At 67.0% G+C, this 21,999-nt stretch carries 26 protein-coding genes; 15 read left to right on the top strand and 11 right to left on the bottom strand.

Going from position 1 to position 21,999, the window contains the following annotated elements:
- Nucleotides 1-192: 192 nt before the first annotated feature.
- A complete protein-coding gene (locus tag AC13D8_RS10680) occupies nt 193-606 on the bottom strand; it encodes a universal stress protein (RefSeq protein WP_482968824.1) in 414 nt (137 codons plus the stop codon).
- 178 nt (nt 607-784) lie between these two features.
- On the opposite strand from AC13D8_RS10680, the gene AC13D8_RS10675 reads away from it, so the two are divergent.
- Both AC13D8_RS10675 and AC13D8_RS10670 read left to right on the top strand, forming a co-directional pair.
- Nucleotides 785-1,120 carry an ArsR/SmtB family transcription factor gene (locus AC13D8_RS10675; RefSeq protein ID WP_104020191.1) on the top strand — a complete coding sequence of 112 codons (336 nt, stop codon included), beginning with the start codon at nt 785-787 and terminating at the stop codon, nt 1,118-1,120.
- Nucleotides 1,110-2,087: a glycosyltransferase family 61 protein gene (locus AC13D8_RS10670; protein WP_482968823.1), complete on the top strand. Its 978-nt coding sequence runs from the start codon at nt 1,110-1,112 to the stop codon at nt 2,085-2,087. The genes AC13D8_RS10675 and AC13D8_RS10670 overlap by 11 nt, the downstream gene beginning before the upstream one ends.
- 18 nt (nt 2,088-2,105) lie before the next feature.
- Here the strand turns inward: AC13D8_RS10670 and AC13D8_RS10665 are convergent, their stop codons facing one another.
- The 4 genes from AC13D8_RS10665 to AC13D8_RS10650 form a co-directional block, all read right to left on the bottom strand.
- Complete coding sequence (locus tag AC13D8_RS10665; protein ID WP_482968822.1) at nt 2,106-2,978, bottom strand: LysR family transcriptional regulator; 873 nt, start codon at nt 2,976-2,978, stop codon at nt 2,106-2,108.
- A gap of 114 nt (nt 2,979-3,092) precedes the next feature.
- On the bottom strand, nt 3,093-3,563 hold the full coding sequence (rlmH, locus tag AC13D8_RS10660; RefSeq protein ID WP_482968821.1) for a 23S rRNA (pseudouridine(1915)-N(3))-methyltransferase RlmH: 471 nt from the start codon (nt 3,561-3,563) through the stop codon (nt 3,093-3,095).
- Nucleotides 3,564-3,926, bottom strand: a complete 363-nt coding sequence (gene rsfS / locus AC13D8_RS10655) for a ribosome silencing factor (protein WP_482968820.1) — start codon at nt 3,924-3,926, stop codon at nt 3,564-3,566.
- 182 nt (nt 3,927-4,108) lie between these two features.
- Entirely contained in the window at nt 4,109-5,422 is a 1,314-nt protein-coding gene (locus AC13D8_RS10650) for a mechanosensitive ion channel family protein (RefSeq protein WP_482968819.1), read from the bottom strand.
- Nucleotides 5,423-5,517: 95 nt separating this feature from the next.
- On the opposite strand from AC13D8_RS10650, the gene AC13D8_RS10645 reads away from it, so the two are divergent.
- The 6 genes from AC13D8_RS10645 to AC13D8_RS10620 all read left to right on the top strand — a co-directional run bounded on the left by AC13D8_RS10645 (nt 5,518) and on the right by AC13D8_RS10620 (nt 11,048).
- Entirely contained in the window at nt 5,518-6,447 is a 930-nt protein-coding gene (locus AC13D8_RS10645; RefSeq protein WP_482968818.1) for a histone deacetylase family protein, read from the top strand.
- Nucleotides 6,448-6,452: 5 nt separating this feature from the next.
- The gene (locus AC13D8_RS10640; protein ID WP_482968817.1) at nt 6,453-7,625 is read left to right on the top strand and encodes an MFS transporter; all 1,173 of its coding nucleotides are present in this window, start codon (nt 6,453-6,455) and stop codon (nt 7,623-7,625) included.
- Between the two features lie 73 nt (nt 7,626-7,698).
- A complete protein-coding gene (locus AC13D8_RS10635; protein WP_482968816.1) occupies nt 7,699-8,721 on the top strand; it encodes an aspartate-semialdehyde dehydrogenase in 1,023 nt (340 codons plus the stop codon).
- 140 nt (nt 8,722-8,861) lie between these two features.
- Nucleotides 8,862-9,560: a hypothetical protein gene (locus AC13D8_RS10630; RefSeq protein WP_482968815.1), complete on the top strand. Its 699-nt coding sequence runs from the start codon at nt 8,862-8,864 to the stop codon at nt 9,558-9,560.
- Nucleotides 9,561-9,594: 34 nt separating this feature from the next.
- Nucleotides 9,595-10,308 carry a hypothetical protein gene (locus AC13D8_RS10625; RefSeq protein ID WP_482968814.1) on the top strand — a complete coding sequence of 238 codons (714 nt, stop codon included), beginning with the start codon at nt 9,595-9,597 and terminating at the stop codon, nt 10,306-10,308.
- Nucleotides 10,309-10,367: 59 nt separating this feature from the next.
- Complete coding sequence (locus AC13D8_RS10620; protein ID WP_482968813.1) at nt 10,368-11,048, top strand: hypothetical protein; 681 nt, start codon at nt 10,368-10,370, stop codon at nt 11,046-11,048.
- Between the two features lie 13 nt (nt 11,049-11,061).
- On the opposite strand, the gene AC13D8_RS10615 is transcribed toward AC13D8_RS10620, so the two are convergent.
- Complete coding sequence (locus tag AC13D8_RS10615) at nt 11,062-11,775, bottom strand: hypothetical protein (protein WP_482968812.1); 714 nt, start codon at nt 11,773-11,775, stop codon at nt 11,062-11,064.
- Nucleotides 11,775-12,809 carry a succinylglutamate desuccinylase/aspartoacylase family protein gene (locus AC13D8_RS10610; RefSeq protein ID WP_129431257.1) on the bottom strand — a complete coding sequence of 345 codons (1,035 nt, stop codon included), beginning with the start codon at nt 12,807-12,809 and terminating at the stop codon, nt 11,775-11,777. The genes AC13D8_RS10615 and AC13D8_RS10610 overlap by 1 nt, the downstream gene beginning before the upstream one ends.
- 109 nt (nt 12,810-12,918) lie before the next feature.
- Between AC13D8_RS10610 and AC13D8_RS10605 the strand changes: the two genes are divergently transcribed.
- Both AC13D8_RS10605 and AC13D8_RS10600 read left to right on the top strand, forming a co-directional pair.
- Nucleotides 12,919-13,575, top strand: coding sequence for a class I SAM-dependent methyltransferase (locus tag AC13D8_RS10605; protein ID WP_482968811.1), 657 nt, complete (start codon nt 12,919-12,921; stop codon nt 13,573-13,575).
- Complete coding sequence (locus tag AC13D8_RS10600) at nt 13,572-14,180, top strand: methyltransferase domain-containing protein (protein ID WP_482968810.1); 609 nt, start codon at nt 13,572-13,574, stop codon at nt 14,178-14,180. Before AC13D8_RS10605 ends, AC13D8_RS10600 begins: the two co-directional genes overlap by 4 nt.
- Here the strand turns inward: AC13D8_RS10600 and AC13D8_RS10595 are convergent.
- Nucleotides 14,168-14,908, bottom strand: a complete 741-nt coding sequence (locus AC13D8_RS10595) for a glutamine amidotransferase (RefSeq protein ID WP_482968809.1) — start codon at nt 14,906-14,908, stop codon at nt 14,168-14,170. The two genes, AC13D8_RS10600 and AC13D8_RS10595, sit on opposite strands and share 13 nt — an antisense overlap.
- Before the next feature lie 129 nt (nt 14,909-15,037).
- On the opposite strand from AC13D8_RS10595, the gene AC13D8_RS10590 reads away from it, so the two are divergent.
- The 3 genes from AC13D8_RS10590 to lpxK are packed head-to-tail and all read left to right on the top strand — an operon-like array spanning nt 15,038 to nt 17,529.
- Complete coding sequence (locus AC13D8_RS10590; RefSeq protein ID WP_104020144.1) at nt 15,038-15,280, top strand: DUF4170 domain-containing protein; 243 nt, start codon at nt 15,038-15,040, stop codon at nt 15,278-15,280.
- A gap of 6 nt (nt 15,281-15,286) precedes the next feature.
- Nucleotides 15,287-16,522: a 3-deoxy-D-manno-octulosonic acid transferase gene (locus tag AC13D8_RS10585; RefSeq protein ID WP_482968808.1), complete on the top strand. Its 1,236-nt coding sequence runs from the start codon at nt 15,287-15,289 to the stop codon at nt 16,520-16,522.
- Nucleotides 16,519-17,529 carry a tetraacyldisaccharide 4'-kinase gene (gene lpxK, locus AC13D8_RS10580; protein ID WP_482968807.1) on the top strand — a complete coding sequence of 337 codons (1,011 nt, stop codon included), beginning with the start codon at nt 16,519-16,521 and terminating at the stop codon, nt 17,527-17,529. Before AC13D8_RS10585 ends, lpxK begins: the two co-directional genes overlap by 4 nt.
- Before the next feature lie 25 nt (nt 17,530-17,554).
- On the opposite strand, the gene AC13D8_RS10575 is transcribed toward lpxK, so the two are convergent.
- Together AC13D8_RS10575 and AC13D8_RS10570 are read right to left on the bottom strand one after the other, a co-directional pair.
- Nucleotides 17,555-18,172 carry a DsbA family protein gene (locus AC13D8_RS10575; RefSeq protein WP_482968806.1) on the bottom strand — a complete coding sequence of 206 codons (618 nt, stop codon included), beginning with the start codon at nt 18,170-18,172 and terminating at the stop codon, nt 17,555-17,557.
- The gene (locus AC13D8_RS10570) at nt 18,169-18,696 is read right to left on the bottom strand and encodes a DUF721 domain-containing protein (protein ID WP_482968805.1); all 528 of its coding nucleotides are present in this window, start codon (nt 18,694-18,696) and stop codon (nt 18,169-18,171) included. Before AC13D8_RS10570 ends, AC13D8_RS10575 begins: the two co-directional genes overlap by 4 nt.
- An 81-nt stretch (nt 18,697-18,777) precedes the next feature.
- Here AC13D8_RS10570 and AC13D8_RS10565 point away from each other — a divergent pair, with 81 nt between their 5' ends.
- Both AC13D8_RS10565 and AC13D8_RS10560 read left to right on the top strand, forming a co-directional pair.
- Nucleotides 18,778-19,842: an A/G-specific adenine glycosylase gene (locus tag AC13D8_RS10565; protein WP_482968804.1), complete on the top strand. Its 1,065-nt coding sequence runs from the start codon at nt 18,778-18,780 to the stop codon at nt 19,840-19,842.
- Nucleotides 19,843-19,867: 25 nt separating this feature from the next.
- On the top strand, nt 19,868-21,007 hold the full coding sequence (locus AC13D8_RS10560; protein ID WP_482968803.1) for an alkane 1-monooxygenase: 1,140 nt from the start codon (nt 19,868-19,870) through the stop codon (nt 21,005-21,007).
- 133 nt (nt 21,008-21,140) lie between these two features.
- Here the strand turns inward: AC13D8_RS10560 and AC13D8_RS10555 are convergent, their stop codons facing one another.
- A complete protein-coding gene (locus AC13D8_RS10555; RefSeq protein ID WP_482968802.1) occupies nt 21,141-21,989 on the bottom strand; it encodes a cytochrome c1 in 849 nt (282 codons plus the stop codon).
- Nucleotides 21,990-21,999: the final 10 nt, after the last annotated feature.

The following is a 21,999-nucleotide window of genomic DNA, read 5'->3' as shown; positions in this document are numbered from 1 at the left end:
CTCTCGGAATCTGATGTAGGTGCTACGGTCAGAGAGAGCCGGAGTCAAGCGCGCGATCCGCGCAGGCGAAGTGTGTTCAACCTATTGATATATTTTGTATTTTTGGAAAGGTGAATATGGCGCCATTTCCCGGCGCGGCCGTCAGCCGCCCGTGGCGGGCGGCCGCGCCATGTTCAACCGAACGGTTGAGTTTCAACGCACCACGAAGACCGAGCACTTGGCGTGCTGAGCGATATAGCCGCCATGCGAGCTGAAAATATGCTCGAAAAAACCCGGCTCGTGGCTGGCCATGATGACGAGGTCCGCGCCGACCTTGTCGATCGCCTTCATCAGCTCTGCCGTAGTCTCCACCGCCGGGTCATGTGCCATCAGCGGGTCGGCCTTCACGGTCACGTCGTACTTCTCGCGCAGATCGTCCGCAAAGCCCTGGAGCCGGTCGCCGAATTCGTGCGGATTGTGCCCCAGCTCGCTAGGCAGCTCGCCACCCACGCTGACCACATCGATGCTCGCGCCGTAATGTTTGGCCATGTCACCGGCGACGTCGAGCGCCTTGGCAAGCGTGTCCTTATGAACCAGATCGACGGGAACCATGATTTTTGAGAACATGTACTTTCCTTTCGCGTTTCCTGTTTGGTCTGCGGACCGTAACTGCCTCAGCCTGACATTGCCTTGTCTCAGATCAAACCCCCTTTCCGGCCAAAATGCTGCGAAAAACGGCATGTTTTGCCCCGAACGGGCGGTGATGAGCGTTGACGCGAGCCGCCCCCTCGGGCTTAAGACCGGCATGGACAAGGCCCACGCCCTCGACATGGTCTTTGCCGCGCTCGCCGATCCCACGCGCCGCGCGATCCTCGCCATGTTGCTCGAGGACGACATGGCCGTGACCGACGTGGCCGAGCCCTTCGAGATGAGCCTCGCGGCGATTTCCAAGCATCTCGCGATCCTCACCCGCGCCGGGCTTATCAGCCAGGAGCGGCGCGGGCGCGTCAAGTGGTGCAAGCTGGAACCGGATGCACTGCGCGACGCCTCGATCTGGATGCAGGGCTTCGGCCAGTTCGAGGCGGTCCATCTCGACGCGTTCGAGCGGTTTCTCCGCGACGAGTTGCGCGATGACCCCTGATCCCCGCCGACTGCCCCCGGCGCGTATCGAAACGGTGAGCGGTGCCATCCTCATGCCGATGGCGCCGGGACGCGGCCATGCCTGCGGCGTGCTCGACGCCGAAGGCCGCGCGGTCCCGGCCGCGCGCACGCGCATCGGCCCGCGCCGTTTCACCGCCGATCCCCTTGCGCCTGCGGACATGCCGGATGTCTTGCCGGGGTGCTGGCTCTATGCAGGGGTGGGGCGGCACCATTTCGGGCACTTCCTGCTCGAGGCGCTGCCGCGTCTTTGGGCGCTCGACCATCCCGGCGCGCCGCGCCCCGACGGCATCGCGCTCGTCCCGATGGCGGGGCGCGATATCGCCGCCGTGCTCGCCCGTCGCCTCGGCCCGTTGCTCGATATCCTCGGGCAGGGGCTGCCGGTGCATCTGATCCAGAGGCCCACCCGTGTGGACGTGGCGCTCGTGCCCTCGCAGGGCTTTGGTCACCGCGAATGGAGCCACGGCACGCCGGAGGCCCGCGCCTACATGCGCCGCCATCTGTGTGCCGCCGTCGCCCCCGACGGTCCCGAGCGGCTCTATGTTTCGCGCCGCCGTCTCAAGAATCCTGCACAGCAGGTGCCCCACGAGCGGCGGATCGAGAAATGGATGTCACGGGGGGGCTACGGCATCGTGCATCCCGAGCGCCACAGCATCGTTGAGCAGATCGCGTGCTACCGCGGCGCGCGGGTGATCGTCGGTCCCGACGGTTCGGCCTTTCACCTCGCGCCGTTCGTGATGGACACGGAGGCGCGCGTGGGCCTCATCCAGCGCCGTACAAGGCAAACGTCGTTCGATGCCATCGTACGGCAGGTCGCCGGCTTTGCCGGGGTCACGCCATGGACTACCGCTGCGCTCGCCCGGCTGCGGGCGGCCACGGAGGACACCTCCGCCCTGCCGCCCGAGCTTTACCAACTGCGCCGCGAATTGCAGGCGGCGGGCTTTCTCTGAGCGGGGCGCTTGCGCTGCTTACCAGCCGCGCGCGCGCTCCTTGAGGAAGGCGAGGAACGTCTGCACCTTGGTGGTGCGGTGCAGATCCATGTGCGTCACGAGCCACAGCGGTGCCGCCCATTCGGGCCGCGGTGGCGTTACCCGCACCAGCTCCGGTACCTCTGCCGCCTGCAATACCGAGACAAAGCCGATCCCCGCCCCGGCGACGATCGCGTTGCGTTGCGCGTGTACGTCGCCCGAGCGGAACACGATATTGGCAGCGGGTACGGTTTGCCTGAGCCAGCGATGAAACGGCGCTCGCGCCTCGGGGTCGTCGGGTCCGACGAAACGGTGCCGCACGAAATCGTCGCAGCCCTCCGGCATCCCGTGCCGCGCCACGTAGCCCTCGCTGGCAAAGAGCGCGAAATCCTGTCGGAAGAACGGCTGTACCACGTTGTCGGGTTGATCCGGTGCGCTGCCCGCGCGAACCGCGACATGCGCCTCGCCGTATTCCAGCCGAAAGAGGCGGTCGCCGGTCAGGTATCGCACCACGAGATCAGGGTAGCCCTGCTGGAACTCTGCCAGTACCGGCGCGAGCAGGTGGCTCAGCCCGCCGATCGAGGTCACGACCAACTCGCCCGACACCTCGTTGCCGCGCCCCTTGATCCGGCCCGCCAGCTGGTGAAACTGATCGTCGGTCGCCTGCGCCACGCGCAGCAGGTCGTCGCCCGCCTCGGTGGGGGTATAGCCGCGCGCATGCCGCTGAAACAGCCGCACGCCGAGCCGCTCTTCGAGCGCGTCGATATGGCGGATGACTGTTGCATGGTGCACGCCGAGCACCTCTGCCGCGCCGCTTACCGTGCCGATCCGCGCCACGTGAAAGGCGGTGCGCACCTCGTCCCAGTTCTCCATTGCCCGATCTCCCGCCCGCTTTGCGCGCAGTATGCGGTGCGGCGCGCGGCGGCGCAATCCGGCTTGTTCCCGTCAGATGCGCCGGGGGTTGAAAGCCCGGAAACTCTCAAGTCGTCAGGCCCGGTGATACGGGCTGCCCGCGAGGATCGAGGCGGCGCGGTAGAGCTGTTCGGCGAGCATCACGCGGGCGAGCATATGCGGCCAGACCATGCGGCCGAATGAGAGCGCAAGATCGGTCCGCGCGCGCAGATCGGGGGCGAGCCCGTCGGCCCCGCCAATGAGAAAGGCCACGTCGGCGCGCCCGCTGTCGCGCCACCCGGCGAGCCTGTCGGCAAACTCTGGAGAGCCCATGACCTGCCCCCGCTCGTCAAGGGCCACCACCACGGCGCCGCGGGGGATCGCCCGGTCCAGCAGGGTGGCCTCGGCTTCGATGCCGCCGCCCTTGCGGTCCTCGACCTCGGTGACCGTGAGCGGCCCGAGCCCGAGGCCGCGCCCCGTCCGGTCGAAGCGGGTGGTGTAATCGTCGATCAGTGCGCGTTCCGGGCCGGTGCGCAACCGGCCCACCGCGCAGACATGCACGCGCATTCAGCTCTTGGCCGCTGCCTGCCCGGCGGGCTGCCACATCTTTTCGAGCTGGTAGAACTCGCGTACCTCGGGGCGAAACACGTGCACGATCACGTCGCCGGTGTCGATCAGCACCCAGTCGCCGGTTTCGCGCCCCTCGGTGCGGGCCGGCACGCCGTGCTCGCGCTTGAGCCGGTCGACCAGCTTTTCCGAGATCGCCGAGACCTGGCGCGAGGAGCGGCCCGAGGCAATCACCATGTAATCGCCGATTGCCGTCTTGCCGCGCAGATCAATCTGCACGACGTCTTCGGCCTTGTCATCGTCGAGGGACTTGAGAATGGCGGCCAGCTGCGTTTCGCTATCGGCCTGATGCGGCGGGGTCATATGGGCCGCCGGGGAATCAGCGGCAGGGGCCGCGTGAGACATGAGAGACAGGACATCGTCCTCCTTGGCTACGCACCGCTACGCCCCGGTGCCGGACATGGGATCAAGGTAGCAAGAGAAGTGCGACTTTTCAATGAAGCGCGCAGGCGAGCGGGGCAATCGCGCGGGAACGTGCGTGAAATTTACCCACCCCGTGGCCCGTCCTCGAGCATCCGCACCTCGCGCTGGGGGAAGGGGATGGAGATACCGTGCTCCTGGAACGCGTCCCACAGGGCCAGATAGACATTGCCGCGGATGTTGGTGAGGCCCTGCGTGGGATCGCGAATCCAGAAACGCAGGATGTAATCCACGCTGCTTTCGCCGAAGCCGGTGATGTGACACACCGTCGCCGGGGTGTCGAGAACGCGGTTCACGCCGCTGGCGGCCTCCGTGGCGATCTTGCGCACCTTGTGCGGATCGTCGCCGTAGGCGGTGCCGAAATGGATGTCGAGCCGCACGAATTCGTCGGAATGCGACCAGTTGACCACCTGTCCGGTGATCAGGTCCTCGTTGGGGATGAGGTATTCCCGCCCGTCGCGCGTGGTGATCGAGACGTAGCGCGCGCCCAAGCTATTGATCCAGCCGAAGGTCTCGCCGAGGCTGATGACATCGCCGGGCTTGATCGACTTGTCGAGCAGGATGATGACGCCCGATACGAGGTTGGACACCACCTTTTGCAGGCCGAAGCCGAGCCCCACGCCGATCGCGCCCGACAGCACCGCGAGCCCGGTCAGGTCGACCCCGACCGTGCGCAGCCCGATGAAGAACGCCGCGCCGTAAAGCAGCACTTGCAGGAACTTGACCACAAGCACCTGCATCGAGGGCGAGATGTCCTGGTTCTTGCGCACCTGCGCGGCGCTCGCCGTCGAGATGAAGCGCGCCAGCGCGAACAGCACGCCGATGACGATCACTGCCTGCACGAGGAGCCACACCGAGAGCCGCGTCTCGCCAAGCTCGAAGGCCAAGCCGTCGAGCAGCGTCTGTGCCTCGTCGGTGAGGTTCAGGATGATGAGCGTTGCCCATGTCCACCCGGCATAGCGCACCAGAGCCCGCAGGAAGCCGTTGGCGATGAGCCGGGTCAGGATGGTGATCGTGAGCCAGGCCAGTGCAAGTTCGGCGAAGATAGAGAGCATGTAGGATCGGCTGGGCCAGGTGGTGGCGCGCAGGATCCATACTGTGGGCCACATGAGCATGACGAAGAAGATGAGCCGAAGCCGCCGGTGCAGCATCACCAGCAGCCGCATCCGCCATTTTGGCCAGCCCTCGCGCCGCCGCATCCAGTCGTGACAAACCGGGCCGAGCAGGCGGTTGGCAAGATGCGCGGCGGCGAAGAGGACCACGGCGATACCGACCTGGTAGGCGTTCCACGGACGCAGAAGCCCGCGCAGGAACAGTTCTGCCTGCGCCCAGAGCCCGAGCGCGATGTCCTGAGTGAGGGTGACGGCGTCGCCTTCCATCCGCAGAGAGTGGCACGCGGCCCGCATCGCCACAAGCCAGCACTGGACAAGAGCCGGGAATCCGGGTCTTTTCCTGCCGGATACGGAGGAGCGCCATGACCACAGCCCTGATCACCCATCCCGATTGCCTGCACCACGAGACGCCGCAGGGCCATCCCGAGCAGGTGGCGCGGCTGGTACGGGTGCTGGCGGCGCTGGAAGGCAAGGCGGTGGTCCGCGTGACCGCGCCGCTGGTGGCCGAGGATGACCTGCTGCGGGTGCATCCCAAGAGTTATGTGGACAGCATCCGCGCCGCCGCTCCAGCCGAGGGGATCGCGCAGCTCGACGCCGATACCTGGATGTCGCCCGGCAGCCTCGCCGCCGCACATCGCGCTGCCGGGGGCGCGGTGCGGGCGGTCGATCTGGTGCTTGCGGGCGAGGCCGGCAACGCCTTTGTCGCCACGCGCCCGCCCGGCCACCATGCCGAGCGCGAGACGCCGATGGGGTTCTGCCTCTTTGGCAACGTGGCGGTGGCGGCGAAACACGCGCTCGACCATCACGGGCTGGCACGGGTGGCGGTGGTGGATTTCGACGTGCATCATGGCAACGGCACGCAGGACCTGCTGGAGGACGAGGCACGGGCGCTGTTCATCTCGTCGCACCAGTTCCCGCTCTGGCCCGGGACCGGCACGGCGGACGAGACCGGGCCGCATGACACGGTGATGAACCTGCCCATCGCACCGGGCACCGGCTCGGAGGAGTTCCGGCGGCTCTACGAGGACAAGGTTTTTCCCCGGATCGAGGCGTTCGCGCCGGAGTTGATCCTCGTCTCGGCCGGGTTCGACGCGCACGCCGACGACCCGCTGGCCGATTTGCGGCTGGAGACCGAGGATTTTGCCTGGATCACCGACCGGCTGTGCGATCTCGCCGACACGTTGTGCGGCGGGCGGCTGGTAAGCTGCCTGGAGGGCGGCTACGACCTCGACGCGCTGGCCGAGAGCGCCGCGGCGCATGTCGATCGGCTCATCGCGCGCGGGCTGGGCTGAGGGGGATGCGCGCCGGACTGATCCTGCTGTGCCTCGCCTATGTGCTGAGCCAGTTCTTTCGCGCCTTTCTCGCCGTTCTGAGCGGCCCGCTGGAGCGTGATCTGGGCGCGACACCCGACGACCTGGCGTTTGCCTCGGGGCTGTGGTTCCTCGTTTTTGCCGTGATGCAGCTGCCTGTCGGCTGGGCGCTGGACCGCGTGGGACCGCGGCGCACCGCCGCCGTGCTGTTGCTGGTCGGCGGGGGCGGGGGCGCGGCCCTCTTTGCCGTGGCCACGGAGCCGGTGCATGTGAGTATCGCGATGGCGCTGATCGGGGTGGGCTGCGCGCCGGTGCTGATGGCGTCCTACTACATCTTTGCGCGGCAGTTTCCGCCCGCCAAGTTCGCCACGCTTGCGGCGCTCATGCTGGGCGTGGGCTCGGTGGGCAACCTCGTGGCCTCGTACCCGATGGCGTGGGCCGCCGAAACGATGGGCTGGCGCGCGGCGCTGTGGGGGTTGGCGGTGATCTCGGCGGTGGCGGCGATGGGAATCGCGGCGCTGGTGCGCGACCCCGAGGCGGTCACGGGCGAGGCGCGCGGCTCGGTACTCGACCTTTTGCGGATGCCCGCGCTCTGGGCGATCCTGCCGCTGATGTTCGTGGCCTACGCCCCCTCGGCGGCGCTGCGCGGGCTGTGGGCGGGGCCCTACCTGCGCGACGTGTTCGCGCTCGATACCGGCGCGGTGGGGCAGGCGACGCTGGTGATGGGCGTGGCGATGATCGCCGGGACGCTGACCTATGGCCCGCTCGACCGGCTGGTGGGCAGCCGAAAATGGGTGATCTTCGGCGGCAACCTGCTGGCGGCGCTGGCGCTGGTGGCGCTGATCCTGTGGCCCGACCGAAGCCTTGGGCTGTCGGTGGCGTTATTGGCGGTGATCGGCTTTGCCGGGGCGTCCTTTCCGGTGATCGTGGCGCACGGGCGGGCGTTCATCCCGGCGCACCTGGCGGGGCGGGGGGTGACGCTGCTCAATCTCTTTGGCATCGGCGGGGTCGGTGTGGCGCAATTTATCACCGGGCCGCTCCATGCTAGCATGGCGGCGCAAGGGGCGCTGGCCGGTCACGTGGCGATCTTCGGGCTGTTTGCCGGGGCGCTGGCGCTGGGGCTGGTGAGCTATCTCTTCAGCCGCGACAGCATGGGCTGAGCAAACCGCTTTTATCCGCCCGCCATTGCCTGTATGACCCGCCCCGCAACCCCGCTCAGGAGGCTTGATAAACATGGGTTACAGAATCGCCGTCGTCGGCGCCACGGGCAACGTGGGCCGCGAAATGCTCAACATCCTCGCCGAACGCGAGTTTCCGGTGGACGAGATCGCCGCGCTCGCCTCGCGCCGGTCGCTCGGCACCGAGGTGAGCTTTGGCGACCGAACTCTGAAGACGCAGGACCTCGACGCCTTTGATTTCACCGGCTGGGATATCGCGCTGTTCGCCATCGGCTCGGACGCGACGAAGGTCCACGCGCCCAAGGCGGCCAAGTCTGGCTGCATCGTGATCGACAACTCGTCGCTCTATCGCTACGACCCGGACGTGCCGCTGGTGGTTCCGGAAGTGAACCCCGAGGCGGTCGAGGGTTATGCCAAGAAGAACATTATCGCCAACCCCAACTGCTCGACCGCGCAGATGGTGGTGGCGCTGAAGCCGCTGCACGATCGTGCGCGGATCAAGCGCGTCGTTGTCTCGACGTACCAGTCGGTTTCCGGCTCGGGCAAGGACGGCATCGACGAGCTGTGGGACCAGACCAAGGCGGTCTACAACCCGACGGATGATTACGAGGCCAAGGTCTATCCCAAGCAGATCGCCTTTAACGTCATTCCCCATATCGACGTGTTCCTCGAGGACGGCCAGACCAAGGAAGAGTGGAAGATGGTCGCCGAGACCAAGAAGATCGTCGATCCGAAGATCAAGGTCACCGCAACCTGCGTGCGGGTGCCGGTGTTCGTCGGTCACGCCGAGGCGATCAATATCGAGTTCGAGGATCATCTCGACGAGGCCGAGGCGCGCGATATCCTGCGCGAGGCGCCGGGGATCATGGTGATCGATAAGCGCGAGGATGGTGGCTACGTCACGCCGATCGAATGCGTTGGAGATTACGCCACCTTTATCAGCCGCATCCGGCAGGACCCCACCATCGACAACGGCATCAACCTGTGGTGCGTCAGCGACAACCTGCGCAAGGGCGCCGCGCTCAACGCCGTGCAGATCGCCGAGACGCTGGGACAACGGGTGCTGAAGAAGGGCTGACCTAAGAGCGAGGCAAGCCTGGCGGGCGCGTCCATTTGGGCGCGCCCGTTCGCGTTCGGATAGTGGCGTCGCTGGAACGTGACGCTTTTATGTCGTATACATGAACAGCGCGTAACAGTTTCACGAAATCCGGCATTCCCATGTCCGTCTTCCCTGTCTCCGATCGGTCTCAGCCGGGCTTTGCCGTCGCGGTCGAACGTGTCCTCTTGGGGCTTGTCGTTCTGGTCCTGCTGATAACGATCTACTATCACGCCACCGATCACGAGACATTCAAGTACTGGTTCGCCGCCGAGGATGGGCCGGTGGAATGGGGCACCTTTGTCTTTCTTTCCCTCGGCTGCGCGCTGCTCTTGCGCAAGGCGGGCCGCCTCTGGGCGCGGCGGGGGACCAGCGCGGCGCTGCTGATGGGGCTCTACGCGTTTCTCTTTCTCTTCGCGGCGGGCGAGGAAATCTCCTGGGGCCAGCGGGTTTTCGGGTGGGAAGCGGGCGAGTTCTTTACCGAGCGCAGCGAGCGGGCCGAGACCAACATCCACAACATGAAGATCGGCGCGTACAACCTCAACAAGGTGATCTTCGGCAGCACGCTGACGGCGATTCTGCTGCTCTACCTGCTGGTGTTGCCGCCGCTTTATTCGCGCTGGCCGCTCATCCGGGGGCTGGCAGGGCGCATGGTCATCCCCGTGCCGCGGCTCCATCATGCCGCGCTCGCGCTCATCGGATCGCTGGTGATGTTCTACGTCATCGACCTGCCCCGCAACTGGGAGGTGTACGAGTTGGTCTTTGCGCTCATCGCCGCGTCGATCTTTCTGCGCCCGCAAAACCCCGAGACGTTTCGCTGAACGTGGCTGACACCCCCTTGAAAAGAGACATGACATGACCAGATTGCCCGTTCTCGACCAAGTTTTGCTGGCGCTCGTCGTCGCCAATATCCTCGCGTTGATCGTCTTTCACTTCGTTCAGGCGGATGTCTTTCACACCGTCTATGCCGCCGAGGATGGGCCGGCGGAATGGACCACGGTGGTGCTGCTGTTTCTCTCCTTCACCGTGCTGGCGCGGCATGCGCTGCGCTTTGCCGGGGCGGGCGAGCGGCGGGCGGTGGTGACGATGGCGGTTGGTGCGGCCTTGTTCTTCTTTGCCGCGGGCGAGGAGATTTCCTGGGGGCAGCGGATTTTCGGCTGGCAGGCGCCCGAGATCATTACGGACAACAGCCACCGTGCCGAGACCAACCTGCACAACCTAAAGGTGGGGGACGTCAAACTCGTCAAGGTGCTGTTCGGCAACGTGCTTACGGTGGTGTTGTTGGGCTGGCTGGTGGGGCTGACGCTGCTCTATGCCCGTTCGACGCGGATCGCGGCATGGGCGGATCGCTGGGCCGTTCCGGTGGCGTGTCGTCGCCACGCGGCGCTGGTGCTGGCCGCGTCGGTGGTGATCGCGGTCGTGGACCTGCAACGCAAGTGGGAAATCTACGAAACCATCTTCAGCCTCGTGGCGCTGTCGATCTTTCTCTACCCGCAGAACGGTCATGTCTTTGCCCGCAAGTCGGACCCGGTGCCCGCGGACGCGACGACCGGGCCGCGCGACGCTTGATGCGCGGCGCGGCTTGGGATACCCGCCTGTCATCGTATCCCTGATGGAAGGCCCCGGCCATGTTTCGTCTGACTGAGCGCTCGAACCTGAGCCATGCCGATGTCGTGCTCTTTGGTCTCGGCTATGCCACGCTGATCTTTACCGTCGGTTATTACGTCACCGGTCTGCACGATGCGTTTCGCACGGGGTTTGCCATCGAGGACGGCCCGGTAGAATGGGGCACGGCGGTGTGCCTGCTGCTGTCGTCGCTGGTGCTGCTTCGCAACGCGTGGGTCTTGCGCGGGCGCGGTGCGCTGGCGGTGGCGATGACGGCTCTTTACGCGCTCGCCTTCTTCTTTGCCGCGGGAGAAGAGATATCCTGGGGTTACCGGCTGTTCGACTGGGAGGCGACGGAATTCTTTCGCGAGAACAACGCGCAGGGTGAGACCAATATCCACAACCTCGTGGTCGGTGATGTCAAGCTCGTCAAAACGCTGTTCGGCGGCGGTTTGTCGCTGGTGATCCTGCTCTACCTGCTGGTGTTGCCACTGGTCTATTCGCGGGTGGGTGCGCTGGCGCGTCTTGCGGACCGGCTTGCGATCCCGGTGGCGGATACGCGACACATGATCCTCGCGCTGGCGGCGACGGTGGTGATCGTGGCGGTGCAGATGATGACGAAGTGGGAGAGCTACGAGTTCGTGTTCAGCCTGCTGACGGTGTCGATCTTCCTGCGGCCACGCAACGCTGAAAAGGTCACGTAAGCGGGCAGGGCGTTCACTCCACCACGCGCACGCTGTCGCGCGCGTGGGCGAGCGCGGCCTGCCGCGGCCCGTGCAAACGTGAGACGAGCACGCCCTGCGCGGCCTCGTCGGCCAAGCCCAGAGCGTCGAGCGCGGCCTCGATATTGGCGGCGTTCTGGGCCAAGCGGGGGCGCTGGCCCATGTTGTGACGGCTGCCGCCCTCGGGCTCGGGGCGGGTAAGGCCGAAGTGGTCGGCCACGGCAGGCAGCGCGCCCTCGGTCTCGATATTCACGGCCATGAAATCACGCCGCCCTTCGAAATGCGTGAGCACCCAGGCGAACCAGTCGGCGCGGCGGTGCGCCTCGTTGATGAAATTCTGCACGCTGAACACCTTCTGGTGATGTGCGGCGATGCTTACGAGATAGGGGCGCAGGGGCCGGAAATTGAGGATGAAGCAGGCGTTGGGATAGGTCCGGTCGTAGGCCGCCACCGGGCGTACCTGCCCGAAATCAGAGAACGCGTCGAAACGACCGGTCTGCCAATCCCTGGAATCGTGAAAGCTGCGCAACCCGTTGGCCTCGAACAGCTTGTGCAGCGAGGTGGTGCCGCAGCGCGGGTGGCCGATCACGAAATACTTGACCGCTTGCCGGTCGCCCTTGGGCGTGAAGAGGAAATGCAGCCGCATCCGCGCGCGGATCACGGCAAAGGCCACATCGTTGAGGTCGGTGGTGCGGCGTCCGTCGGTCATCAGATGATCTCGTCCTCATCGAAGAGCGCGCCCACGTCGAGATGGGCGCTGATGCCCTCGGCGGCGGCCGCGGCGCGGGCTGTTTCGGCGACGTGAAAGAGCGCGTCGCCCTCGTAGACCACCGGCATGTTTGTGCGTCCGATCAGGATGCCGGTCTGGTCGCTGACGATCTCGCTCTCGATATCACCGAAGGCATTTGCGACCGCCCCCAGCACGGTGCCCGGCGCGACCGCATCCCCGAGCCCCACGAAGCCGCGAAACAGCCCGCCGCGCGGCGCGCGATACCACGACGAGGTGCGTGCGCGGACCGGTCGTGCCTTGGCCCGCGGCACGCCCTTGGCCGCGATCATGCCCAGCCGGCGCATTACCCGCAGCGTACCCGCCACCCCGGCGCGCGCCGCCGCCTCGTCGAAGCGCAACCCCTCGCCGCCCTCGTAGAGCAGGACGTCGACGCCCGCCTCCTCTGCGGCCATGCGCAACGAGCCGTCGCGCAGGCTGGATTCCATCATCACCGGTGCACCGAAGGCGGCACCGAGATCGGCCAGCCGCTCGTTATCGGGCGTGAGGCGGATCTGCGGCAGGTTGGAGCGGTGGATCGCCGCCGAGTGCAGGTCGATCCCGACGTCGGAGCGGCGTACCACCTCTTCCATGAAGATATGCGCCAGTTGCGAGGCCATCGACCCCGCCGACAGGCCCGGAAAGACGCGGTTGAGGTCGCGCCGGTCGGGCAGGTAGCGTGAATGGTTGAGAAATCCGAAGGTGTTGACGATCGGCACCGCCAGCAGCGTGCCTGCCATCGACCGCAGCGGCGTGGCGCGCAGCAGGCGGCGCACGATCTCGACCCCGATCACCTCGTCGCCGTGGATTGCCGCCGACACGAACAGAACCGGCCCCTTGCGCCGCCCGTGGATCACCTCGACCGAGAGATGCACCGGCGTGTGATTGGAAAGCTGGCTCACGGGGATGTCGACGCGGGCGCGGGTGCCCGGTGCGACCCGCTGGCCGCCGATCTCGAAATGGGTGCGCCGCGCCATGTGCCGCCTCTTTGCCGTGCGTGGTTCTATGGAGGCTTAGGCAATCGCGGTGCGGCTGTCCATGCCGTGCCCCGCTTGATCGCGTGCCGCCGCGCCGCTAAGCGGGGTTATGCAATCCCTCGTGCCTGCCCGATGCCCAGTCTGCCGCGCCGAGAGGCTCGCGGATTTCGGGCTGTTCGACGGCAAGGGATACTGGCGCTGCGACGCCTGCGGTGCGCGCGGGATGAACCCCGGCCATTACCCGGGCGCGGCGGCCGAGCGCGCCGAGTATGACCGGCACGAGAACGTGGTGGACGATCCGGGCTACCGCCGGTTCCTCGACCGGCTTGCGGCGCCGCTTCTTGCGCGGCTCGCGCCCGGCGCGCGGGGGCTCGATTACGGCTGCGGCCCAGGCCCGGCGCTGGCCGCTATGCTGCGCGAGGCGGGGCACGCTATGGCGCTCTTTGATCCCCTCTATGCCCCCGATCCCGCGCCGCTGGCCGATTCCTATGATTTCATCACCTGCACCGAGGTGGCCGAGCATTTCCACCGCCCTGCGGAGGAATTCGATCGGCTGGGTGCGATGCTGCGTCCGGGTGGTTGGCTGGCGGTGATGACCTGCTTCCAGACCGACGACGCGCGGTTCGCCGGCTGGCATTACCGCAAGGACCCCACCCATGTCGTGTTCTATCGCGCCGAAACCTTTGCCATCCTCGCCGCCGCGCGTGGCTGGTTGTGCGAGGTGCCGTGCAAGGACGTGGCGCTCTTGCGGGTGCCGGACCCATGACCACGATCCTGCACGAGGAACGGCTGTCGACGGTTGTCGCGGCGGTAGCGGAGACCGGTGCGCGCACCGTGCTCGACCTGGGCTGTGGCGATGGCGATCTGGTGCTGCGGCTGGCGGGCGTGGCGGGGATCGGGCGGGTCACCGGGATCGAGATCGACGCCGAACGCGTCCGGCGTGCGCAAACGCGGCTGGCCGGGTTGCCTGCGGGGGGCGCGCGGGTACAGCTGGCGTGTGCCTCGCTCACACGGTTCCATCCAAACCTGGCTGGCTATGACTGTGCCTGCCTCGTCGAGGTGATCGAGCACCTGCCGCAAGCCGATATCAACCGGCTGGAGCGTGCGCTGTTTGGCGGGATGCGGCCTGGCCACGTGATCGTGACCACGCCCAATGCCGAGTACAACCCCGTCCTCGGTGTGCCACCGCACCGCTTTCGCCACCCCGATCACCATTTCGAATGGGACCGGGCGCGCTTTGCCCGCTGGGGGCGGGGGGTGGCGGTGCGCAATGGCTATACGGTGACGTTTCGCGATATATGCGGCGCCCATCCCGACCTGGGCGGTGCGAGTCAGATGGCGGTGTTCCGGCGCGGGGATCAGTCCCCGTAGCGGGCGACGAAGCGGCGCAGGATGCGCTCGGGCGCGTGGACATCCGCGGCGCGGCACATGGCGATGAGGTCATCCGCTGTCTCGGGGGCGAAATAGCCTTTGTGTCGGTAGATGCGGATGCGCGTTTCGAAGCCGGCGGCGTCGGCCTCGGGGTGAAACTGCGTGGCATAGACGTTGCGCCCGTAACGCACCATCTGGAATGGGCAGGTGGGCGAGGCGACGAGATGAGTGCAGCCCGAGGGCAGCTCCTGCAGCGCCTCCTTGTGACCGACAAAGGCGCTGAAGCGGTCGGGCAGACCGGCCAGTAGCGGGTCGTCGGCGCCCTCGTCTGTGAGGGCGCATTCGGCGGTGCCAACCGGCTCGCCATGTGCGCGTTTGCTCACGTCGGCGCGCAGGTGCTTGCCGAGGATGCCGATGCCGTAGCAACAGCCGAGAAACGGCAGGTCGCCCCCGGTGATCGCGGGCATGAGCGACAGCACCTGATCCTCGATGCGCGCCTCGACGGGGGATTTCTCGTCGGGCGCGTCGCTCACGCAGCCGGGGCCGCCGCCGACGATCACCCCGGCATGGTCGGCAAGCCGCAGGTCGGCGGGCAGCGATTGCTGATCGAGGCGGATGCGGCGCACGCGATCGTTTGCCAACCCGCCCTTGCGCAGGATGGCGGCGAATTCGTCGTCGGCGGCTTCGGTCTCGGGGCGCAATTGCAGGACGAGAAAGGGCTTGGTCATCGGCGGCTCCGGCTGCTGCGACAGGCTTGCCCCGGGCGGGCGGTCCCGTCAAGCGCGCGCGGGCGCGGCTTGATTCCGCGGGTGAAAGGGATAGGGTGCGCGCGTGCCTGCAACAGCGAGGATCCCACCATGCCCCAACGTCTTCACCTTGTCTTCGGCGGCGAGCTGGTCGATCCGTCGCGCACCGAATTCCGCGATGTGAACGACCTGCACATCGTGGGAATTTTCCCCGATTACGCGAGCGCTCACGACGCCTGGAAGGCCGAGGCGCAGCGCACGGTGGACAACGCGCACACGCGCTATTTTATTGCCCATCTTCACCGGCTGCGCGACGAAGAGCGCGAAGCCTCGTCCACCGAAGAGCTTGGCTAGGCGGCCATGAGGCGTTCGCTGGGCCTTGCGGCCTATCTCGCGCTCGCGCGGCGCGGTGGACAGGCAGGTGCCGTGCCCGACAGCCCCCGGCCCGGTGGTCGTGTGGTCTGGGCCCATGCGGTGGACGTCGGGCGCGCGCGCGCGCTTGCGGGGCTGGCGCGGCAACTGGCGCAGCACCGGCCGGACATCTCGATGGTGATGACTGTGCCCGTCGACGGGGCGGGGACGGATCCGGAGGGGCGCGGGCTGCGCGGCCCGGCCATCCGCCAGCCGCTTCCGCCCGATACCATCCCGGCGGCGGAGGTCTTCCTCAACCATTGGCGGCCCGACCTGTGCCTGTGGAGCGGCGGCGACTTGCGACCGGCGCTGCTGATCTGCGCTGCGCGCGAGGGCGTGCCGCTGTGCCTCGTGGATGCCGAGGAGGCGCTGCTGGAGCGGTCGCGCTGGCCCTGGCTGCGCGACCTGCCGCGCGCGGTGCTGGCCGAATTCACCGAGATACACGCGCGCGACGAGGCGGCGGCGCGTCAGGCGCGGCGGATGGGTGCGGACCCGGCCCGCGTACACGTGACCGGCGTGCTTCAGGAGGAAGCGCTGGCGCTGCCCTATCGCGAGGACGATCACGAGACCCTCGCGCGGCTCATGCGCACGCGGCCCGTGTGGCTCGCGGCAATGGTGCAGCCAGACGAGATCGAAACCGTGCTGGGCGCACATCGCGAGGCGAGTCGCGCGGCGCATCGCTGTGTGCTGATCGTGGTGCCCGACGACCCCGAGCAGAGCGCCGGGATCGCGGAACGAATCGCGGCGCAGGGGTGGCGATACATCACCTGGTCCGAAGGTGCGCTGCCCGACGAGACGACGCAGGTGATCCTCGCCGACACAAGCGGCGAGATGGGGCTGTGGTACCGGCTGGCACCGATCTGTTTCATGGGCTCGTCGCTTGTCTCCGGTCATCACGGGCGCGATCCCGACGAACCCGCCGCGCATGGCTCGGCTATTCTCTACGGGCCGAATGTGGCGCGCTATCTGCACCGCTATTCGCGCTATGCCGAGGCCGGGGCCGCACGGATCGTTCGGGGCACCGACACGCTTGCCGTAGCGGTGCAGGCACTGCTGCCACCGGATCGTGCGGCGACCATGGCGCATGCGGCGTGGGAGGTGGCCTCTCGCGGGGCCGAGGTGACGGACCGGGTGGTGGAGATGGTGCTCGACACGCTCGACCGGCGCGCGGCGGCGGAAACATGAAGCCCCCCGCGTTCTGGGACGCGCCGCCCGACCGGCCCGGCCTGCGCGCGCGGCTTCTGGCACCGCTGGGCGCTCTTTATGCCCGTGCGACGGCGCGACGGCTGGCGCGGGGCGGCGGCTGGCAGGCGCCGGTGCCGGTGATCTGCGTGGGCAACATCAACGCGGGCGGCACCGGCAAGACGCCGACGGTGCAGGCGGTGGTGATGCGGCTGCGTGACCGGGGCCTCGCCCCGGCGATCCTGTCGCGCGGGCATGGCGGGCGGCTGGCCGGGCCGGTGCGTGTCGATCCGAAAACGCACAACGCCGGGGACGTGGGCGACGAGCCGCTGCTGGCGGCGGACTTCGCGCCTACGTGGGTGGCGCGAGATCGCGTGGCCGGCGCCCGTGCGATCTGTGCGGGGGGGCAGGCGGATTGCATCGTGATGGATGATGGGTTCCAGGATCCAGCGCTTGCCAAGGACATCTCGATCCTCGTAGTGGATGCCGCGCGCGGGTTCGGCAATGGGCGCTGCCTGCCCGCCGGGCCGTTGCGCGAGCCGGTGGCGGCGGGCATGGCGCGGGCCGACCTGGTCCTGTCGGTCGGGGATGCGGCGGCGCAGGAGGTATTTGCCAACCGATGGACAGGCGCCGTCACCGCGCCGCACATCCGCGCGCGGCTGGCGCCGTTGCAGACTGGTATGGACTGGACCGGTGCGCGGGTATTGGCCTTTGCGGGGATCGGTCATCCGGCCAAGTTCTTTGCGACGCTGCGCGCGCTTGGGGCCGAGACGGTGCGCGAGGTGGCGCTGTCCGATCATCAGCCGCTGACGCGGGCGCTGATGGCGCGGTTGCTGCGCGAGGCGGCGCAGAGCGGCGCGCAGCCCGTGACCACGGAAAAGGACGCGGTCCGTCTGCCTGCCGATCTGCGGCGGCAGGTGATGGTGGTGCCGGTGCGGCTCGATGTGGCGGATTGGGGGCCGTTCGACGCGGCGCTGGACCGGTGCGGGATCGGCGGCGCGGCACGCTGAGGCGCCGCGCCGCCCATGCCAGCGCTTATCCGGCCGCCAGCTTCTCGTCGATGATGGCCTTGAGCTCGTCATAGGGCATGTTGGAGTATTTCTGCCCGTCGATGATGAGCGTCGGGGTGGAATTCACCTCATGCGCCTCGGCGTTTTCCTGGTACCAGCCGACCAGCGCCTGCGCCTTGTCGCGGTCGTTGAGGCAGGTCTCGACCGCGTCGGGTGCGATCCCCGCCACCTTGCCGATGCGGCGCAGGTTGTCGGCGATGGTGGCCGGGTCGCCTTGCGTCCATTCGCGCTGCTGCTCGTAGAGCACGTCGGCGATGCCGAAGAATTTCTCCTCGCCGCCGCAGCGTGCGACCATCGACGCCCAGAGACCGAACCGGTCGAAATACACGTCGCGATAGACGAAACGCACCTTGCCGGTGTCGATATAGTCGGCCTTGAGCTGTTTGAACGGCCCCTTGTGGAAATTGGCGCAATGCGGGCAGGTGAAGGAGGCGTATTCCATCACCGTCACGCTGGCGTCCTCGGGGCCGAGGGCCATTTCGGTGATCTCGGGCGCGGTGGTCGTGGTGCTTTCCTCCTGTGCCTGTGCGGGCGAGATCAGGGTGGCAAGCGCGAGCACGCCCGCGGCGAAGAGATGTTTCATCCGGATGATCCTTTTGTTCGTGTCGGTCTGGTCAATACGTTGCGCGCGAGCCGTTCCAGCGCGGCGCGCAGATCCTTGTCGGCCACCGGGGCGGTCATGTCGTGCGCCCGGGCCGCCACCTCGGGCGGAGGGTCGGCGGGCGCGCGGGTCGGCTCGCGATGCGTAAAATCCGCCTGTCCCTCGGCAAAGCCGGTGGGCGATGTCTGCGTCAGGCGTATGCGCGAGATGGCGTTGTAGCCATAGACCGCGTTGATCCGTTCGCGCAGCGCTTCCTTCTGCATCTCGAGCATGGGGGCCTGTGCGCCTGTGGTGAGGATGGTGAGCGTGGCCCCCATCCCCTGCCGGGCATAGGACACCTCGACGGGGCGGGCGATGGCGGCGATCGTGTCGCCGGCGATCTCTGGCCAGTGGGTGAGCAGGCGCGACTGCGCAAAGCCGCGCTGTTCCGAGACGCGGCGGATGCTCGGCTGCAACAGCGCCGAGGTGCGTTTGAAGCCTCGTGATCCGCGCGCGGCTGCGGCCATGCTTGGCACCCTCCCTCGTGGCCCTAATCTATGTCATGTAACAAGGGATACCAGACCCGATTGCAGGCGAGGGGATAAACCGTGCGTGAATATGCCGATCCGGATGCCCTGCTGGCGTGGTATGACACCCATGCCCGCGACCTGCCATGGCGCGTGGGGCCGCGCGACCGGGCGGTCGGACTTTGGCCCGACCCTTACCGCGTGTGGCTGTCGGAGGTGATGCTGCAACAGACCACGGTGGCCGTCGTGCGCGACTATTTCGAGCGGTTCACTGCGTTGTGGCCCACCGTTGCCGATCTGGCAGCGGCAGACGACGCGCAGGTGATGGGGGAATGGGCGGGGCTGGGCTATTACGCCCGAGCGCGCAACCTGTTGAAATGCGCGCGCGCGGTGGTGGCCGATCACGGCGGGCGCTTTCCCGACAATCGAGAGGGTCTGATGAAGCTGCCCGGCATCGGCCCTTACACCGCCGCTGCAATCGCGGCCATTGCCTTTGATCGGGCAGAGGTGGTGGTGGATGGCAATGTCGAGCGGGTGATGGCGCGGCTGTGGGATATCCGCACGCCGCTGCCCGCCGCCAAGCCGGTGATTCGCGCCGCGGCTGCGCGGCTCACACCGGCGGACCGGCCCGGCGACTATGCGCAGGCGGTGATGGATCTGGGCGCGACGGTCTGCACGCCGCGCGCGCCCGCCTGCGGGGTCTGCCCGTGGATGGCGGCATGCGCGGGCCGCGCGACCGGCGTGGCCGCCGATCTGCCCGCGAAGGCCCCGAAGAAGGCCAAGCCGCTGCGGTTGGGCCATGCCTATGTCGCGCGGCGCAGCGATGGCGCGTGGTTGCTGGAGCGGCGGGCGGAAAGTGGTCTGCTGGGCGGGATGCTGGGTTGGCCGGGCAGCGACTGGGGTATGGATCCCGTCCCCGCCCCGCCGGTCGCTGCGTATTGGCGCGACATTGGTGTCGAGGCGCGGCACACCTTTACCCATTTCCATCTGCGGCTGCGTGTGCATGTCGCCGAAGTGGGGCACGAGGCTGCGCCTGAGCGCGGAGATTTCCTGCCGCCTGCGGCGTTTCGCCCCTCGGAGCTGCCCACCGTGATGCGAAAGGTATTTGACCTTGCGCGGGCGGCATTCGACACTGGGGAACAGTGACACGCGCAATCGCGAGGACAATCCCATGATACCCGCCGATCAGGTCGCCCGTCTCCAGCGTGCGTTGCCATTCTGGATGTCGTTCCTGCTTGTTCCCGTCGCGCTCCTTGGGGCGCTCCACGGTGGCTGGACGGTGATCCTGCTGCCAGTGGTTACGTGGTATTTCTTTACGCTGCTCGACGCGTTTCTCGGGCTCTATACCGAGAATGCGGATCCGGCGACGCCCGAGGACCGGCTGACCTGGTATCGCGCGATCACGCTCGCCTGGGTGCCGGTGCAGTTCGCGCTGCTCTACTGGATGATCTGGTATGTCACCGGGCCGGGGGATGCGCATCTCGGGGCGCTGGAGACGATCGTGCTGTTCTTCGGGGTCGGCGTGGTCACCGGCACAGTGGGGATCAATTACAGCCACGAATTGATGCACCAGAAGGATCGTGGCGAGCGGTTCCTCGGCGACGTGCTGCTGGCGATGGTGCTCTATTCGCATTTCCGGTCCGAGCATCTCCTGGTGCATCACCGCTATGTCGGCACGCCGCGCGACCCGGTGACGGCGCGCTATAACGAGGGGTTCCACCGGTTCTTTCCGCGGGTGCTGCGGCAATGCTGGCAATCGGCGTTCCGTGCGGAAGCCGAGAAGCTGGCGCGCAAGGGGCGCGGATGGACCGATGCGCGCAATCCGTTCTGGCGCTACTGGGCCATGCAGGGATTCATGCTGTTGCTGGCGGTTCTGATTGGTGGCGGTGTGGGGTTGCTACTGTTTCTATGGCAGGCCTTCATTGCCGTCTGGCAACTGGAACTGGTGAATTACATCGAGCATTACGGGCTCACACGAAAGCATCTGGGCGATGGCAAGTACGAGCATGTGCAGCCGCGCCACAGCTGGAACGCGGCGCACAAGGCATCGAACTGGCTGCTCATCAACTTGCAACGCCATTCCGACCACCACTACAAGCCTGACCGCCGGTTCCCGCTGTTGCAGAATTACGGAGCGGATGAGGCGCCTCAGCTCCCCCACGGCTACCCGATCATGACGATGGCGGCGATGGTGCCGCGGCTGTGGCGACGGATCATGAACCCGCGCGTGCGGCGCTGGCGGCAGATGTACTACCCCGAGATCACCGACTGGCGCGCCTATAACAAGGCGGCCAATCCGATGCCGCGCTGAACTGTCCGGCGGGATCGGCGGTCAGCAGCGTCGGGGTGGAGTAATTGCCCCAAGAAGAAATGGAGGCGTCCCAGAAAGAAGGCCCCCGCCGATCGGGCGGGGGCCTTGCCGTGTCAGAGCTGCGGAGCCGGTGTCACCCTTTGCGGTGCTTGATCGGTTTCCATATCCGCTTGTTGGTGAGGTAGAGCAGCACCGACAGCACGGTGAGGAAGATCACGCCCGTCAGGCCCGCGTCCTTGCGCGCCATCATCTTGGGCTCTGCCGTCCACATCAGGAAGGCGGCAACATCCTCGGCCTCCTGCTCCAGCGTCGCCGCGGTGCCGTCGTCGAATTCGACATCGTCGCCCCAGAGTGGCTGTGCCATGGAAATCCAGCTTCCGGGCACGGTCGGGTGGCCGTGCTCGTCCTTGCACTCATCGGGGTACCCGCCGGCGGTAAAGGCAGAGTTGTAGGAGCCAGGGAAGTCCTCGGGAGCACATTCCGGCGACTCGTGATAGCCGGTCATCAGCGAGTAGATGTACTCCGGTCCGCCCATGCCGTTGAAGAGCTGCGAGAGCCCGGTACCGTAGGGGCCGTGGAACCCGGCGCGCTTTTTTGCCATAAGCGACAGGTCCGGTGCGCTTTCCAGCTGCGACATCGGGAAATGATCCGTCGGCTTCGCGGTCCGGAAATCGTCGAGCTCGTCGTCATAGACCTCGAATTGCTCGGCATAGGCGCGCATCTGGTCGGCGGGCAGGTGCGGCCCGCCCTCGTCTGCAAGCGTACGCAGCGGCACGTATTGCAGCCCGTGGCAGGCCGAGCAGACCTGCGTGTAGACCTTGAGGCCACGCTGCAACTGCAACTGGTCGAACTTGCCGAAGGGCCCCTCGAAGGAGAAGGCCACATCCTCGATATGCCCCTCACCTCCGGCGGCGAATGCGCCGCCGGTCGAGAGGGACAGGGCCGCGAGGGCCGCAATGCCTGTTTTTCTGAACATTGTCATCCGTCCTTTC

The sequence above is a fragment of the Roseovarius sp. B-10 genome, assembly GCF_056859295.1.
The sequence above is the reverse complement of the archived record's forward strand: the minus strand, read 5'-3'. Positions and strand labels throughout refer to the sequence as shown.